The sequence below is a fragment of the Pseudomonas sp. GW456-12-10-14-LB2 genome, assembly GCF_002884345.1.
GTDB lineage: Bacteria > Pseudomonadota > Gammaproteobacteria > Pseudomonadales > Pseudomonadaceae > Aquipseudomonas > Aquipseudomonas paraglycinae.
Genome location: NZ_POHV01000016.1, coordinates 1 through 16,367 on the forward strand (window position 1 = coordinate 1; position 16,367 = coordinate 16,367).

Genomic DNA, 16,367 nt, shown 5'->3' on the forward strand with positions numbered 1-16,367 from the left:
CCCCAGCCCTCTCCCCCAAGGGGGCGAGGGGGAAAGGGAGCCGATCGAGGGCTTTTCACAATCGGAGTTCGGCTCGGTATTTCAAGTCGGCGTAGCTCTGATAAACACTGCGGTCAGTCCCCTCTCCCACCGGGAGAGGGCTAGGGTGAGGGGGCTGCGATCCAACGCCGATCAATCAGTTGCTGATCGCCAAAATACTCGCCTGATACGACCCGACAAACACGTCGAAATCGCCCACCTCGTTCTGCTCAAGGTCAGCCTGTTGCGCCAGCGACGAACGCGCCAGTTCTTCAAACTTCGCCTGTTCCTCAGCCGCCAACGGTTCGCTGCGGAAGAACTCGGCGTGGGCCTGGCTCTGGCGCAGGGAGAATTGCGCGAAGCTTTCCTTGTGCGTGGCCATCGCCGCCAGCACCTGAGCCGAAGGCGTCAGGGACGAATCCTTGACCTTGGCCAGTTGCGCATCGAGCGCCTTGCTGTGGGCATCGCCGCCGTGGCTTTGATCCAGCAGCGCCGCCAGCGGAGCGATTTTTTCCAGCAGTTCGGCGGCCCATTCCTTCAGCTCCACCGGTTGGCCGTCGCGCTGCAATTGCAGGCCCGGACGGCGACCTTCCTTGACCACGCTGAGGAAGTTGGAGGTGGCGTTGCCGCAGGAGTTGTTGGTCAGCAGCGGGCTTTCGTTCAGCGTGCAGTACAGCAGGAACGCGTCGAGGAAGCGCGACTCGGTGAGGTCGATGCCCATCGGCAGGAACGGGTTGATGTCCAGGCAGCGTACTTCGACGTACTGAATGCCACGGGCCATCAAGGCCTGGATCGGCCGCTCGCCGGTGTAGGTCACGCGTTTCGGGCGGATGTTGGAGTAGTACTCGTTTTCGATCTGCAGGATGTTGGTGTTCAGTTGCACCCACTCGCCATCCTGGTGCGTGCCGACTTCGACGTACGGCGCGTACGGCGTGGCCACCGCTTTGCGCAGGCTGTCGGTGTAGCTCGCCAGGTCGTTGTAGCAAGGGGTCAGACCGGCCTGGGCGTTGCTCTGGTAACCGAGGTCGCTCATGCGCAGGCTGGTGGCGTAGGGCAGGTACAGGGTGTCCGGATCCAGCTGTTCCAGCTGGTGCGCACGACCGCGCAGGAAACCCGCGTCCAGCGCCGGCGAAGCACCGAACAGGTACATCAGCAGCCAGCTGTAGCGGCGGAAGTTACGGATCAGCGCGATGTAAGACGACGACTGGAAATCCCGGTCGGTGCCGATGAAGCCTTCGGCTTCCTTGAGCAACGGCCAGAGTTTTTCCGGCAGGGAGAAGTTGTAGTGAATCCCGGCGATGCACTGCATGGTCTTGCCGTAACGCAGGGCCAGGCCCTTGCGGTAGACGTACTTGAGCTGACCGATGTTGGAGGTGCCGTAATAGGCGATCGGGATATCTTCCTCGGCCGGCAACGGGCACGGCATCGATGGACTCCACAGGTACTCGTTGCCGAGCTTGCTGTAGGCGAAGCGATGAATCTTGTCCAGGCTCGCCAGGGTATCGGCCGGGTCTGGCAGGGCAGGCGTGATGAACTCCAGCAGCGACTCGGAATAGTCGGTCGTGATCTGTTCGTTGGTCAGCGCGGAACCCAGGGCTTCAGGGTGCGGCGTTTGGGCCAGGCGGCCTTCGCCGTTCACGCGCAGGCATTCACGTTCGATACCGTGAAGGCACTGCTCAAGCAGAGAGAGGTTAGCGCGCTCGCCGAGCAGAGCCAGGCGGCGGTTGAGAAGTTCGCTCAATTTGGATTCCTTCACGCGTCAGTCGCCCCAATATGGGGGTGGGCAGGACGGTCTACAAGGGTGAAGTTGAAACTGGCGTTTTCGCCTGGTTTTCGGGCCATGAAAGCCCCATTGGAAACGCCAACTTCAGTCCCTGAATCTGGCAGACGCGGGCGAGGAAAACTCCGACGCTGCGATCACAGCGCCGAAATTAACTCAAAATGATGAACAACATCTACAGGACAGCGAACGTGCCTTGCGCTTTTGCGACCAGTTTGTCGCCCTGCATCACGTCGGCTTCGACCACCAGCGTGCGCCGGCCCGGGTGGATCACCCGCGCCGTACACATCACCTCGCCCTCGGAGACGGCGCGGATGTAGTTGATCTTGCACTCGATGGTCGCGCTCTGCTGGTCGAAGCCGTGGGTGCTGGAACAGGCCAGCCCCATGGCGATGTCGACCAGACTGAACAGCGCGCCGCCGTGCAGCTTGCCGCCGCGATTGCGCAGTTCGGGTTCCAGCGCCAGGGCGACTTGCGCCACCCCGGTTTCCAGGCTGTGCAGGCGGCAGCCCAACAGCTTGAAAAACGCGCTCTCGACGAGCCCGGCTGGCATATCCATCAGCGTTTCTTCAACTGCTTGGCGTTGGCAAACAGCGACGCCATCGCGTTATTCACCGGAGCCGCCGGGGTGCTTTCCTTGCGTGGCGCCGAACCCTGCGACTGGCGTGGCGCCGAGCCCGGACGCGAGCCACGGGCACCATCGATCTTCTCGCCCGGGGTGTCGCTCATGCGCATCGACAGGCCGACGCGCTTGCGCGGGATGTCGACTTCCATGACCTTCACTTTCACCACGTCACCGGCCTTCACCGCTTCGCGCGGATCCTTGATGAACTTCTCCGACAGCGCCGAAATGTGCACCAGACCGTCCTGATGCACGCCGATGTCGACGAACGCACCGAACGCGGTCACGTTGGTCACCACGCCTTCGAGGATCATCCCCAGTTGCAGGTCCTTCAGGTCCTCGACGCCTTCCTGGAACTCGGCAGTCTTGAACTCCGGACGCGGGTCGCGGCCCGGTTTTTCCAGTTCCTGCAGAATGTCGGTGACGGTTGGCAGACCGAAAGTCTCGTCGGTGAATTTCTTCGGATCCAGACGCTTGAGGAACGCCGCGTCACCGATCAGCGAGCGAATGTCGCGGTCGGTTTCAGCGGCGATGCGTTGTACCAGCGGATAGGCTTCCGGGTGAACGGCCGAGGAATCCAGCGGGTTGTCGCCGTTCATCACACGCAGGAAGCCGGCGGCCTGTTCGAAGGTTTTCTCGCCCAGACGCGCGACTTTCTTCAAGGCCGCGCGGGTCTTGAACGCGCCGTGTTCGTCACGGTGGGCCACGATGTTTTGCGCCAGGGTCGCGTTGAGGCCGGAGATCCGCGCCAGCAGCGCCACGGAGGCAGTGTTTACGTCCACGCCCACGGCGTTCACGCAGTCCTCGACCACGGCGTCCAGGCCGCGCGCCAGTTTCAGCTGCGACACGTCGTGCTGGTACTGGCCGACACCGATGGATTTCGGATCGATTTTCACCAGTTCGGCCAGCGGATCCTGCAGACGACGGGCGATCGATACCGCGCCACGGATCGACACGTCCAGATCCGGGAATTCCTTGGCTGCCAGTTCCGATGCCGAATACACCGATGCGCCGGCTTCGGAGACCATGACTTTGGTCATTTTCATCGCTGGGTATTTTTTGATCAGTTCGATCGCCAGTTTGTCGGTTTCACGGCTGGCGGTGCCGTTGCCGATGGCGATCAGATCGACCGAGTGCTTGGCGCACAGGGCGGCCAGGATGGCGATGGTCTGATCCCATTTGTTGTGCGGCACGTGCGGGTAAACCGTGGCGTGATCCAGCAGCTTGCCGGTGGAGTCGACCACCGCAACCTTGCAACCGGTACGCAGGCCCGGGTCGAGGCCCAAGGTGGCGCGCGGGCCGGCCGGGGCGGCCAGCAGCAGGTCGTGCAGGTTGTGGGCGAACACATTGATCGCTTCGGTTTCGGCACCGTCGCGCAGCTCGCCGAGCAGGTCGGTTTCCAGGTGGGTGTAGAGCTTGACCTTCCAGGTCCAGCGCACCACTTCACCCAGCCATTTGTCGGCCGGACGGTTCTGGTTCTGGATGCCGACGTGCTGGCCGATCATGCCTTCGCACGGGTGCAGGGTGCCCGGCAGTTCTTCGCCGACTTTCAGCGCGGAGCTGAGAATGCCTTCGTTGCGGCCACGGAAAATCGCCAGCGCGCGGTGCGACGGCATGCTTTTCAGCGGTTCGTCGTGTTCGAAGTAATCGCGGAATTTCGCGCCTTCCTCTTCCTTGCCGGCGATCACGCGGGCACTGAGGGTGGCTTCCTGCTTCAGGTAGGTGCGCAGTTTTTCCAGCAAGTTGGCGTCTTCGGCGAAGCGCTCCATGAGGATGTACTTGGCGCCTTCCAGTGCAGCCTTGGCATCGGCCACGCCTTTTTCGGCGTCGACGAAGCGCGCGGCTTCGGTTTCCGGGGTCAGCGACGGGTCGTTGAACAGGCCGTCGGCCAGTTCGCCGAGGCCGGCTTCCAGGGCGATCTGGCCCTTGGTGCGGCGCTTCTGCTTGTACGGCAGGTACAAGTCTTCGAGGCGGGTCTTGGTGTCGGCGAGTTTGATTTCGCGCTCCAGCTCAGGGGTGAGTTTGCCCTGCTCCTGAATGCTGGAAAGAATGCTGATGCGCCGTTCGTCGAGTTCTCGCAGGTAGCGCAGACGCTCTTCCAGATGACGCAGTTGGGTGTCATCGAGGCTGCCGGTCACTTCTTTCCGGTAACGGGCGATGAAGGGAACGGTAGAGCCTTCATCGAGTAGCGCGACGGCCGCTTCGACCTGTTGTGGGCGTACGCCGAGTTCCTCGGCGATGCGGCTGTTGATGCTGTCCATAAAACCACCTGACAAATTGTGAAAGCAGGCTCGCAGGCGCGTAAATAAAGGCCCGGAGTCTGGTGGGGCGGCTTGATGCTGGCCGCTGCCTGGGTCAAAAGGCATCCCATTGACCCGTGAAATCGAACAATTACTGCGGCGCCCATGAAAATAAGGGACGGCCACCTGCGGTAACGATTCAGACGTTGCCTGACACAAAAGGCCGCGCATTATAACCAGCGTTCTGTCATTCGGGGGCGACGCAGTCTGTAGGCACAAGCCCCGGTTTTCTGGCAGTGAAGGAAAAATCTGCTAACAATGCACACGGTGCGTATAACGGCAGCTACGCCATAATGCGCGCCGAGCTAAAAGGAGCATCCAATGAGCAGCACTGCACAAACTGCTGAAGGCGAAAAAATTCTCATCGTTGACGACGATCCGGGGCTGAGCAGCCTGCTGGAACGCTTTTTCGTCAGCAAGGGCTACCGTGCCCGCGCCGTACCGAATACCGAGCAGATGGATCGTCTGCTGTCGCGTGAAGTGTTCAACCTGGTCGTCCTCGACCTGATGCTGCCGGGCGAAGACGGCCTGACCGCTTGCCGCCGCCTGCGGGGCGCGAACAATCAGATTCCGATCATCATGCTTACCGCCAAGGGCGACGAACTGAGCCGTATCAAGGGCCTGGAACTGGGCGCCGACGATTACCTGGCCAAGCCCTTCAACCCGGACGAGCTGATGGCTCGCGTCAAAGCCGTGCTGCGCCGTCAGGCCGCGCCGGTGCCGGGCGCGCCGGGCAGTGAAGAAGAAAACGTCACGTTCGGCGATTACGTGCTGTCCCTGGCTACCCGCGAACTCAAGCGCGGCGACGAAGTGCACATGCTCACCACCGGTGAGTTTGCGGTACTCAAGGCCCTGGTGATGAACGCTCGTCAGCCGCTGACCCGCGACAAGCTGATGAACCTGGCCCGTGGCCGTGAGTGGGATGCCCTTGAGCGTTCCATCGACGTGCAGATTTCCCGTCTGCGCCGGATGATCGAACCCGATCCGTCCAAGCCGCGCTACATCCAGACCGTCTGGGGTGTCGGCTACGTGTTCGTGCCGGATGGCAACTCCACCAAGTGATGGGTGATTTGTAGGAGCGGGTCTGCGGGAAACGGTCGGAAACGCCGTCAGCGCAGACCCGCAATCCGCAATATGCGAGCATTGCTCGCTCCTGCAAGTGTGTAGCGGTTATCCATGAAAACCCCCGTCTGGTTCCCCCAAAGTTTTTTCTCCCGCACCCTGTGGCTGGTGCTCATCGTCGTATTGTTTTCCAAGGCATTGACCCTGGTTTATCTGTTGATGAACGAGGACGTGCTGGTGGATCGCCAATACAGTCACGGCGTCGCCCTGACGTTGCGTGCCTACTGGGCCGCCGACGAAGAGAACCGCGCGAAAATCGCCGATGCCGCGACCCTGATCCGCGTGGTCGGTGCCGGTGTGCCGGAAGGCGAACAGCACTGGCCGTACAGCGAAATCTACCAGCGGCAGATGCAGGCGGAACTGGGTGCCGACACCGAAGTGCGCTTGCGCATGCACTCGCCGCCGGCCTTGTGGGTTCGCGCGCCGAGCCTGGGGGATGGCTGGCTGAAAGTCCCGCTGTATCCACACCCGTTGCGTGGCCAGAAAATCTGGAACGTGCTCGGCTGGTTCCTGGCGATCGGCCTGCTGTCCACGGCGTCTGCGTGGATTTTTGTCAGCCAGCTCAACCAGCCACTGAAGCGTCTGGTCTACGCTGCCCGGCAACTCGGCCAGGGCCGCAGTGTGCGCCTGCCTATCAGCGACACCCCCAGCGAAATGGCCGAGGTTTATCGCGCCTTCAACCAGATGGCCGAAGACGTCGAGCAGGCCGGTCGCGAGCGTGAGCTGATGCTGGCGGGGGTATCCCATGACCTGCGGACGCCGCTGACCCGTTTGCGGCTGTCACTGGAGTTGATGGGCGATCGCACCGACCTGACCGACGACATGGTGCGCGACATCGAAGACATGGACGCGATCCTCGACCAGTTCCTCGCCTTCATTCGTGATGGTCGGGACGAGTCGGTGGAGGAGGTGGATCTCAGCGATCTGGTGCGTGAAGTGGCGGCGCCCTATAACCAGACCGAAGAGAAAGTGCGCCTGCGCCTGGAACCGATTCAGCCGTTCCCGCTGCGTCGGGTGTCGATGAAGCGCTTGCTGAACAACCTGATCGGCAACGCGTTGAATCATGCCGGCGGCAGCGTGGACGTCGCGGCCTATGTGTCCGGTGACACCAGTGCGCCGTATGTGGTGCTGAGCGTGATGGACCGTGGGGCGGGGATTGATCCTTCCGAACTTGAGGCGATCTTCAACCCGTTCACCCGTGGCGATCGTGCCCGGGGCGGGAAGGGCACCGGGCTGGGCTTGGCGATCGTCAAGCGGATTGCGTCGATGCACGGCGGCAATGTCGAACTGCGCAACCGCTCCGGTGGCGGGCTGGAAGCACGGGTCCGGTTGCCGCTGGGATTGATGCTGCCGCGAGACGCGGTTTAAGTTTCAGGTGGCCTTGCGGCCGCCTGATTCAAGGGTCAACCCTTGCCTTTTGTGCGGGTCATGTTCGGCCCGCCATTCTTCTCGAGATGCTCGATGATGATCCCCGCCACGTTCTTGCCCGTGGTGGTTTCGATCCCTTCCAGCCCCGGTGACGAGTTCACTTCCATCACCAGCGGCCCGTGGTTCGAGCGCAGGATATCCACACCCGCCACCGCCAGGCCCATGACCTTGGCCGCACGCAGCGCGGTCATGCGTTCTTCCGGGGTGATCTTGATCAGGCTGGCGCTGCCGCCCCGGTGCAGGTTGGAGCGGAACTCGCCGGGCTTGGCCTGACGCTTCATCGCCGCGATCACCTTGTCGCCGACCACGAAGCAGCGGATGTCGGCGCCGCCGGCCTCCTTGATGTATTCCTGCACCATGATGTTCTGCTTCAGGCCCATGAACGCCTCGATCACCGACTCCGCCGCCGTGGCGGTTTCACACAACACCACGCCGATGCCCTGGGTGCCTTCCAGCACTTTGATCACCAGCGGCGCACCGTTGACCATGTCGATCAGGTCGGGAATGTCGTCCGGCGAGTGGGCGAACCCGGTCACCGGCAAACCGATGCCCCGGCGCGACAGCAATTGCAGCGAGCGCAGCTTGTCCCGCGAGCGGGCGATGGCCACCGATTCGTTGAGCGGGAACACCCCCATCATTTCAAACTGGCGCAACACCGCACAGCCATAAAACGTCACCGACGCACCGATCCGCGGGATCACTGCGTCGAAACCCTCCAGCGGTTTGCCACGGTAGTGGATCTGCGGCTTGTGGCTGGCAATGTTCATATAGGCGCGCAAGGTGTCGATCACCACCATTTCATGCCCGCGTTCGGTTCCGGCTTCGACCAGACGGCGGGTGGAATACAGACGCGGGTTCCGCGACAGCACAGCGATCTTCATGCAACACCTGTGGAGGAGGTAGATACCGGGAACACCGGCTTGTCTTGTACATATTTGATGCCCGGATTGACCACCAGCTGGCCGTCGATCAGGGCTTTGGAACCGAGCAACAGGCGATAGCGCATGGACTTGCGGCAGGCGAGGGTGAACTCGATTGGCCAGACCCGGTCACCCAAGGCCAGGGTGGTGCTGATCACGTAGCGCACCTGGGCCTGACCGTTCGAACTCTTGATAGTCTTGCGTGCCACCAGCGGCGCTTCGCATCGCCGATGGCGTAACTGCACGACGGTGCCCAGGTGCGCGGTGAAGCGCACCCACTTCTCGCCGTCACGTTCGAACGGCTCGATGTCGGTGGCATGCAGGCTGGAGGTGCTGGCGCCGGTGTCGATTTTTGCCCGAAGGCCGGCGACTCCCAGATCCGGAAGCGCCACCCACTCGCGCAGACCGATAACGGTCAAATGGTCAAATGTCTTCAATGGAAAAAAACCAACGATTAACGCGTCCACGCTTCAGGGGACACCTGGGCTAACGCTTTGAATGCGGGTCTGGCGAACCAGTAACCCTGCATCAGAAATATTCCGCAGTCCGCCAGGAAATCCCGTTCACCCGCACTCTCTATGCCTTCGGCGATGACTGTAACGTCCAACTCCGCACAGATTGTGACAATCCCCCGAACGATAGCCTGACGAACACGGTCACGGTCGATATCGCGGATCAGCGCCATATCGAGCTTGATCAGGTCCGGTTGGAAATCGGCCAGCAGATTGAGCCCCGAATAGCCGGCACCGAAATCGTCGATGGCCGTCTTGAAGCCGAATTCGCGGTATTCACGCAGAATATTGGTCAAATGGCGATAGTTATCTACGTGCTCGCTTTCCAGTGTTTCGAAAATCAGCCGGTCGATCGGGAAATTGTGTTTTCTGGCAGCCTCCAGGGTGCTGCGAATGCATAACTCTGGACGATAGACGGCGTTGGGCATGAAGTTGATCGACAAGTGTGTCTGCATATTAAGCTCGGCTGCGCCTTCGATGGCGCGAGTCCGGCAGAGCTGGTCGAAACGGTAGCGGTTATCTTCTGTAACCTGATCCAACACGGTTAAAGCGCCTTCACCAGCCGCACCACGAACCAGTGCCTCGTAGGCGTACACCGACTCGTCACGCAGATCCACGATGGGCTGATAAGCGAACGAAAAATCGAAGCCCAGCGGCTCGCTTTGCTGGCAGCCCAGGCACCCGGATTTGGGCGAGGTCAATGAAGACGGAAATTTGGTCACTCGATCACTCCATGCCGTTGAACCGGCGAAGATCACAGTTTATCTGGAGGGCCGGATTCTTGCGCCCAACAGAATCGGTAGTACAGTTCCGACTACTGGCTGAACGAGGAATTCATATGGCGCAAAAACAGGAAGAGGACGACAAGGTCCGTCTCGACAAGTGGCTGTGGGCCGCGCGTTTTTTCAAGACTCGCGCTTTGGCCAAGGCTGCCATCGAGAGCGGCAAGGTGCATTGTCGGGGAGAGCGCTGCAAGCCTGGCAAAGAGCCACGCATTGGCGATGAGTTCGAGATCCGCACGGGCTTCGACGAGAAGACCGTTGTGGTTCAGGCCCTGTCGATCGTGCGTCGTGGTGCACCTGAGGCGCAGACGCTGTATGCCGAGACCGAGGCGAGTATTGCCAAACGTGAAGCGGCTGCGGCGATGCGCAAGGCGGGCGCCTTGGGCGTGACCACCGACGGCAAACCGAGCAAGAAGCAGCGCCGGGATCTGTTTAAATTTCGTGGGAACAGTAGCGGCGAATAAAAAACGCAGCCTGCCGGCCTGGGTTCAAGACCCGCCGGCGGCTGCGTTTTTTTCAGTAACCGTTGATTACTGCGCGGACACCACACTCATTCGCGAAACCACCGGCAGTTTGCCTAGCAGCCGGAAAACCGGCGCCGTGACCTTCACCCAGAAATTCGCCGCGTGATAAGCAAACGGCGTGTAGTAACCCCAGCCCAGTGCCCACACCGCCAGCAACATGCCGCCGATGTAATCGTCCTGGCCCCAATGTGCGCCGGCGACCAGGCGCGGCAGCATGAACAGCAGCGCCAGGCCCCAGATCACCAGAAACTGACCAGCCGTACGGCTGAACACGCCCATGAACAGCGCCCAGATCAGCAGCACCGAGGCGTGGTCACCGGGGAAGCTCTGGCTCGAGCGATCTTTCAGCTCCCAGGTCTTCTCCAGATGCGGAAAGTAGTCGCTGATATGCACGGCACCTTCGAGCACCATCGACGGGCTGCTGTGCTGCCAGCCCATGTGATCGGCGAACTTGGAAAACAGCGCGCGGATCACCACCATCAGCAGCAGGATCGAAAAAAATCCGAAAAAGGCGCGACGCACGTCAATCGCTCTGAACACCCAGTCACCCTTGATCAGCAGCATCAGCAGAATCAGGCCGACGACGATGTCGAACGGTCGCAGACTTGCAATTGCCCAGATGTGGAGCCATATGGGGTTGCTGGCCAGCGGTGCATTGAGTGTGCGGAACAGCCACTCGTCGAAAATCACACACAGCATCTGACCCGTAGGCCATAACCAGAAAGCCAGTAGTGCCAATGGCACAACGTTGCACAGAACCAGCCGGCCGAGGTTCCACCTTGATTGGAACAAACCCGGATTGTTCATAAAATGCCTCCCGTGGCTGAACATCGGCATCAAAAAGGATGCCAGAAGCGCGGGATTTTCATTCTTTGTAACCATTTTGTCATCACATTCAGATACCCAGACCTATGACCGATTTCCTCGATACCGATTACACCCAACGCTTCATCTTCGATGACAGCGACACGCGCGGCGAACTGGTGTCGCTGGAGCGCAGCTATGCCGAAGTGCTCGCCAAGCACCCGTACCCGGAGCCGGTTGCGCAATTGCTGGGCGAACTGATGGCTGCCGCCTCGTTGCTGGTGGGCACCCTGAAATTCGATGGCCTGCTGATTCTTCAGGCCCGTTCCGAAGGCCCGATTCCGCTGCTGATGATCGAATGCTCCAGCGAGCGCGAAATCCGCGGCCTGGCGCGCTATCACGCCGAGCAGATTCCTGCCGACGCGACCCTCGGTGATCTAATGCCGAACGGTGTCCTGGCCTTGACCGTCGACCCGATCGCCGGCCAGCGTTATCAGGGCATTGTCGACCTCGACGGCGAAACCCTGTCCGACTGCTTCACCAACTATTTCGTCATGTCCCAGCAGGTCGGCACTCGCTTCAAACTGTGCGCCGATGGCCGTCGTGCCCGTGGTCTGCTGCTGCAGCAACTGCCGGCCGATCGCCTGAAAGACGAAGAAGAACGCGCCGCCAGCTGGCAGCACATCACCGCGCTGGGCAACACCCTGACCGCTGATGAACTGTTGAGCCTGGACAACGAAACGGTTCTGCATCGCCTCTACCATGAAGAGCAGGTTCGTCTGTTCGATGTGCAGAAACTGCGCTTCCACTGCAGCTGCTCACGCGAGCGTTCGGGCAATGCACTGGTCAGCCTGGGTCTGGAAGATGCGCAGGCGCTGGTGGCCGAGCAAGGTGGCCAAGTCGAGATCGATTGTCAGTTCTGTAACCAGCGCTACCTGTTCGATGCGGCAGATATCGCTCAATTGTTCGCTGGAGCGGGCGTCGAGACGCCGTCAGATACCCGGCACTAAAACGGTTCAGCGCAGGTAAATTCACTGCTCAACGACGGAATTACGCCGTTACGACGGGAGGGCCCTACTCTTTTTGGGCTTTTCTGGCATAATCCGGCCCACTTTTTTCGCGGTAGTAGTGCACGACTTTCTACTACAAAACGTTTGGAGCACACTCGGCCACTGGCCGACGGGGAACCTCATGACGCAAGCCAATAACGCCGTGTACACCGATCTGAGTGTTGATGATCTGGTAAAAGAAGCCCTGAACCGCGGTGAAGGCGAGCTTGCCGATACCGGCGCTCTGGTTGTTCGCACCGGTCACCGCACCGGCCGTTCGCCAGTCGACCGTTTCATCGTTGAAGAGCCTTCCACCCAGGCCGCCATTGCCTGGGGCCCGATCAACCGCAAGTTCCCGGCCGACAAGTTCGACGCGCTGTGGGCTCGTGTTGAAGCATTCAACAACGCGCAAGAGCATTTCGTTTCCCACGTGCATGTAGGCGCGGCCGAAGATCACTACCTGGCCGTGAAGATGACCACCCAGACTGCCTGGCAGAACCTGTTCGGTCGTTGCCTGTTCATCAACCCGGCTCAGTACAACCCGGCCGGTCGCGAAGAGTGGCAAGTGCTGAACGTCGCCAACTTCGAGTGCGTGCCTGAGCGTGACGGCACCAACTCCGACGGTTGCGTGATCATCAACTTCGCCCAGAAGAAAGTGCTGATCGCCGGCATGCGTTACGCCGGTGAAATGAAGAAAGCCATGTTCTCCGTGCAGAACTTCCTGCTGCCGGCCGCTGACGTGCTGCCAATGCACTGCGCTGCCAACATCGGCGAAGAAGGCGACGTGACCCTGTTCTTCGGTCTGTCGGGCACCGGCAAGACCACCCTGTCCGCCGACGAAAGCCGTTACCTGATCGGTGACGACGAACACGGCTGGGGCGAAGGCGTTGTCTTCAACATCGAAGGCGGCTGCTACGCCAAGTGCATCGACTTGTCCGAGAAGAACGAGCCGGTCATCTGGAAAGCCATCAAGCACGGCGCGGTGCTGGAAAACGTCGTGATCGACGATGCCAAGCACGCCGACTACGCCGATGTCAGCCTGACCCAGAACAGCCGCGCGGCCTACCCGCTGGAGCACGTTGCCAAGCGTTCCGAGAAGAACCTGGGCGGCGAGCCAAACGCTGTGATCTTCCTGACCTGCGACCTGACCGGCGTCCTGCCGCCAGTGTCGATCCTCAACGAAGAACAAGCGGCCTACCACTTCCTGTCCGGCTACACCGCACTGGTGGGCTCGACTGAAATGGGTTCGGGCAGCGGCATCAAGTCGACCTTCTCCACCTGCTTCGGCGCACCGTTCTTCCCGCGTCCGGCCGGCGAATACGCTGAACTGCTGATCAAACGCATCCGCGGCTTCGGCTCCAAGGTCTACCTGGTCAACACCGGCTGGACCGGCGGTGGCTACGGCGTCGGCAAACGCTTCAACATCCCGACCACCCGTGCGGTGATCGCAGCGATCCAGAGCGGCGCGCTGATCGGTGCAGCCACCGAACACCTGGACACCATCAACCTGGACGTGCCACTGGCCGTACCGGGCGTCGAAACCAACCTGCTCAACCCACGCAACACCTGGGCTGACAAGGCTGCGTACGACGAAGCTGCCAAAGCACTGGCCGGTCTGTTCATCGAGAACTTCAAGAAGTTCGAAGTGAGCGACGCGATCAAGGCTGCCGGGCCTAAGTTGTAAGGTTGGGTTTGTAGCGAATGAAAAAGCCGCCTCTTGAGGGCGGCTTTTTTGTGGGTGACGGGTTGGATCTCATTGTCAGATCAACTGCCATTATTCCCGCACAATCCGTGTTAAAGAGCCAGAATAATGCTACTTAAGGAGCCGCGAATCCCCTGAGCATTTTCTCTCCAGCCATCATGGCCATTGCCGTCTGGTATGCAGCACTCGTAGCACTTCCACAACATCAACTTTGACTGTGTAGATGATGCCGTAGTTTGGAGTGACGACGATTTCGCGGGTACCTCCCGCGATACCTTTTCGGTACAGGGCTGGGTGGTGCCGAGCGCTTTCTCCTTTCAGTTCGAAGGCCTCATCAAGTTCAATCGCTGCAGCGGGATTTTCCTGGCCGATACGCTCCATGATGTTGTCTCGGTCATCCAGCGCCTCTTGGCGCCAGACCAACCTCATCAACGTACTCGCTGACGCAGGGCATCCCGCTTGGCGGCAAATATCCTCCGAGCGTCTTCATCGCTGACGCTGGGTCTTGGGTCATCAATACTGATTTGTACCTGTTGCTTGACCCATTCCTCATACGCAGCTGCTTCATGAGCTTGTTTCATCGCTTCGGCGCGATCAGGGCGGGCATAGGTTTTTATCTGAAGAGGGTCATAACTGGAGGCGTCCACATCGAAGTGATTGATGCCCACCCCTTGCAGGTAGGTCACCAGTGTTTCGAACCGTTTGAACAGCCGCACCTGACCACTGCGCTGTGCGGTCAGTGAATATTCTTTGCTTCCTTGCTGAATCTGAATCGACCAGCCACCCGGTTTGGCGACGATATGTGCGCTACTGATCGAGCCGTTCTCAAACAGCCGCGTGAGAGTGCTGTGATCAATGGTTTCAGTGGTCATGAAGGCAAGCCCTTGGTTGAACAATGGCTCCCATCGTACGCAATCAATAATAGTTTGCAAAATTCTGATCCTTAAGTTTCGCGCCGGAGATGTCGGCGTCAGTGTTCGAGATAGGGGCAGGCAGTTCTAGCTGTGAACACGCCTGCCGAGGAGTTCGTCAGGCCGGCGCTTTCCAGTTGAGCATTCGTTGCTGGGCGACCTGGAGCAGGTCATAGCCGTCTTTGGTGAGAAGGTAGAGCGCGTGGGTGATGTGCGGGATGTCTTCTACGTCGGCGTGTTTGAAGCAGAGGCAGTAGAGGGTTTGCAGCAGGTCGCTTGAGGCGCGCAGGCGCTGGACGGCGCATTCGAGGATGTCTTGCGGGTTGGCCTCGGTGTCGATGACCAGGGGCTTGGTGTCGGTGAGGTTGGAGTCGAGTGGGCGGTAGCGATCGGAGTGGAGCTCGTTCCATGATTTCATTTTTTCTATCTCTGCAGGCATCGATGAACCGCTGCTACCGTGACCAAGCGGTGGAGGCGGACTGTGTTCAAGTTGGTCAAACCGGCAGAGATAACCCGGTACGCCGAAGCGTCCCAAACACAGCCCGCCATAAAACGTGCCGACAGAAAGAGCTCGGCAGCATACAAGGGCATGTATCAGTTATCTCTGTTTTTCAGGTGACCAAACCTGAATCGCTGATTGGGCAGCGACACTCACAACTATAGATTTGGGCTAACAAGCGCCGATAGAAGACAAGGCGTCGCTGCGTGTAGGAACGGGATGCAGATTCCGGCAGGCTGTTCCTACAGTTCAATCACGGTTTTCAACGAATCGCCCGATACCCCTCAACATCCAGCACACTCGTGGTCAGCCCGGTCGCCGGGCTGTAGATCGTGCCTTTCACCGTGGAAAACGGAACGCCTTTGCTCCCCAGCGAAACGTACCGTTCGCCCTGATCCAGCTCGGTGAACCAGGTGTAGGAACACTTTTCCATGGCCTTGTATTTCGCTGCCGCGTTGACGATGGCGGCGGTGTGGTTGCGAAGGTCGGCGTCGGTGAGGTTGAGGTTTTTGTCGAGTACGGTGCCCCAGCGTTTCAGGCAGACCTCGGCAAAGTGGCGGACGATGAGGCCGGGTTCGGCCAGCACTTTTGGGCCACTGTTGCCGTCGGCGGAGGCGTTGCCGACCAGGGTGGCGTGACGGCCGGGCATGGGGAAGATGCTGGTCTTGGTGCCGGTCGCGGTTTGCGGGATGACGCAACTGAAGCCCTTGGAGCGCTCATCCCGCGCATAGAAACCCACATATTCTTTTACGTTGCTGTTGAGCTTTACCCGTTGGTCCTGAAAGTTGCCAATACCTGGTACCGGGTCGATGGCAAAGATATTCACTGGAATGTTTTTCAGTGCACTGTCGTTGAACATGGCATTGGCCAGCATATGGCAACTGATACCGCCGCGGCTCCAGCCCACCAGATTGACTTTTGTTGGAATAACACCGTCCTTGCGAAAAGTTTTAATAATCTGTTCCTGTAACTTCTGTTGCGTGACGCTGCGATCGCCATAGTTATATTTGCGCCACAGCCAGGAACCTTCGACTTTTACATCTTCAATCGGAATGCCGGCGGCTTTTAGGCGGTTGTATTCCGCCTCTGTCAGTTTTTCGCGCTGCCAGTCGCACTTGCCTTTGATGATGTTCATCGCGTGCAGGACGTTTTCTTCCCAACCTTTGCCGAACAAGGTCCCGCTGAGGCCGTAGTCCTTGGATTTTGTGAACAGTTCATCAGCTTGCAGGTTGCTGGTGCCGGGGCCATCGACCACGATCCATTCGGCGAACTCGCGGCCAACGTGATGAGAGGCAAGTGTGGAAACCAATTCACCGTCCCAATAGTTTTCGTGGGTGTCATCAAACTTCGTCGAACCTGTACCGCAAAAGAAAATAGTCAGCGTAGTCATGTTG

At 59.7% G+C, this 16,367-nt stretch carries 16 protein-coding genes; 5 read left to right on the plus strand and 11 right to left on the minus strand.

Features of this window, described 5'->3' with window-relative positions; genetic code table 11:
* Positions 1-175: 175 nt before the first annotated feature.
* The 3 genes from gshA to C1X29_RS13200 form a co-directional block, all read right to left on the minus strand.
* Entirely contained in the window at positions 176-1,759 is a 1,584-nt protein-coding gene (gshA, locus tag C1X29_RS13190; protein WP_102717629.1) for a glutamate--cysteine ligase, read from the minus strand.
* 214 nt (positions 1,760-1,973) lie between these two features.
* Entirely contained in the window at positions 1,974-2,357 is a 384-nt protein-coding gene (locus C1X29_RS13195) for a PaaI family thioesterase (RefSeq protein WP_102687497.1), read from the minus strand.
* Positions 2,357-4,681 (minus strand): Tex family protein, encoded by a 2,325-nt coding sequence (locus C1X29_RS13200; protein WP_085746341.1) that lies wholly within the window; start codon positions 4,679-4,681, stop codon positions 2,357-2,359. Before C1X29_RS13200 ends, C1X29_RS13195 begins: the two co-directional genes overlap by 1 nt.
* A gap of 360 nt (positions 4,682-5,041) precedes the next feature.
* On the opposite strand from C1X29_RS13200, the gene ompR reads away from it, so the two are divergent.
* Positions 5,042-5,782, plus strand: a complete 741-nt coding sequence (gene ompR, locus C1X29_RS13205; RefSeq protein WP_007952694.1) for a two-component system response regulator OmpR — start codon at positions 5,042-5,044, stop codon at positions 5,780-5,782.
* Between the two features lie 114 nt (positions 5,783-5,896).
* Positions 5,897-7,210 carry an ATP-binding protein gene (locus C1X29_RS13210; RefSeq protein ID WP_007952691.1) on the plus strand — a complete coding sequence of 438 codons (1,314 nt, stop codon included), beginning with the start codon at positions 5,897-5,899 and terminating at the stop codon, positions 7,208-7,210.
* A 35-nt stretch (positions 7,211-7,245) separates the two neighbouring features.
* Here C1X29_RS13210 and rimK read toward each other — a convergent pair whose 3' ends face one another.
* Genes rimK through C1X29_RS13225 form a run of 3 tightly spaced genes read right to left on the minus strand, consistent with a single transcriptional unit; the run spans position 7,246 to position 9,424 of the window.
* Positions 7,246-8,151 (minus strand): 30S ribosomal protein S6--L-glutamate ligase, encoded by a 906-nt coding sequence (rimK, locus tag C1X29_RS13215; protein ID WP_007949201.1) that lies wholly within the window; start codon positions 8,149-8,151, stop codon positions 7,246-7,248.
* Complete coding sequence (locus C1X29_RS13220) at positions 8,148-8,594, minus strand: ATP-dependent zinc protease (protein ID WP_170844915.1); 447 nt, start codon at positions 8,592-8,594, stop codon at positions 8,148-8,150. Before C1X29_RS13220 ends, rimK begins: the two co-directional genes overlap by 4 nt.
* A gap of 50 nt (positions 8,595-8,644) precedes the next feature.
* Positions 8,645-9,424: an EAL domain-containing protein gene (locus tag C1X29_RS13225; RefSeq protein ID WP_007952688.1), complete on the minus strand. Its 780-nt coding sequence runs from the start codon at positions 9,422-9,424 to the stop codon at positions 8,645-8,647.
* 116 nt (positions 9,425-9,540) lie between these two features.
* Between C1X29_RS13225 and C1X29_RS13230 the strand changes: the two genes are divergently transcribed.
* A complete protein-coding gene (locus tag C1X29_RS13230) occupies positions 9,541-9,948 on the plus strand; it encodes an RNA-binding S4 domain-containing protein (RefSeq protein ID WP_007952687.1) in 408 nt (135 codons plus the stop codon).
* A gap of 66 nt (positions 9,949-10,014) precedes the next feature.
* On the opposite strand, the gene C1X29_RS13235 is transcribed toward C1X29_RS13230, so the two are convergent.
* Entirely contained in the window at positions 10,015-10,815 is an 801-nt protein-coding gene (locus C1X29_RS13235) for a phosphatase PAP2 family protein (protein WP_102717630.1), read from the minus strand.
* Between the two features lie 104 nt (positions 10,816-10,919).
* Here C1X29_RS13235 and hslO point away from each other — a divergent pair, with 104 nt between their 5' ends.
* Both hslO and C1X29_RS13245 read left to right on the plus strand, forming a co-directional pair.
* Positions 10,920-11,822 carry an Hsp33 family molecular chaperone HslO gene (gene hslO / locus C1X29_RS13240; protein WP_011331968.1) on the plus strand — a complete coding sequence of 301 codons (903 nt, stop codon included), beginning with the start codon at positions 10,920-10,922 and terminating at the stop codon, positions 11,820-11,822.
* Between the two features lie 181 nt (positions 11,823-12,003).
* The gene (locus tag C1X29_RS13245; protein ID WP_007952682.1) at positions 12,004-13,545 is read left to right on the plus strand and encodes a phosphoenolpyruvate carboxykinase; all 1,542 of its coding nucleotides are present in this window, start codon (positions 12,004-12,006) and stop codon (positions 13,543-13,545) included.
* 174 nt (positions 13,546-13,719) lie between these two features.
* Here the strand turns inward: C1X29_RS13245 and C1X29_RS13250 are convergent, their stop codons facing one another.
* The 4 genes from C1X29_RS13250 to C1X29_RS13265 form a co-directional block, all read right to left on the minus strand.
* The gene (locus tag C1X29_RS13250) at positions 13,720-13,992 is read right to left on the minus strand and encodes a type II toxin-antitoxin system RelE/ParE family toxin (RefSeq protein WP_102717631.1); all 273 of its coding nucleotides are present in this window, start codon (positions 13,990-13,992) and stop codon (positions 13,720-13,722) included.
* On the minus strand, positions 13,992-14,435 hold the full coding sequence (locus tag C1X29_RS13255) for a hypothetical protein (RefSeq protein ID WP_085611243.1): 444 nt from the start codon (positions 14,433-14,435) through the stop codon (positions 13,992-13,994). Before C1X29_RS13255 ends, C1X29_RS13250 begins: the two co-directional genes overlap by 1 nt.
* Positions 14,436-14,592: 157 nt before the next feature.
* Positions 14,593-14,892: a hypothetical protein gene (locus C1X29_RS13260; RefSeq protein ID WP_007952679.1), complete on the minus strand. Its 300-nt coding sequence runs from the start codon at positions 14,890-14,892 to the stop codon at positions 14,593-14,595.
* Positions 14,893-15,235: 343 nt separating this feature from the next.
* Positions 15,236-16,363: a hypothetical protein gene (locus tag C1X29_RS13265; RefSeq protein ID WP_102717632.1), complete on the minus strand. Its 1,128-nt coding sequence runs from the start codon at positions 16,361-16,363 to the stop codon at positions 15,236-15,238.
* Positions 16,364-16,367 lie beyond the last annotated feature (4 nt).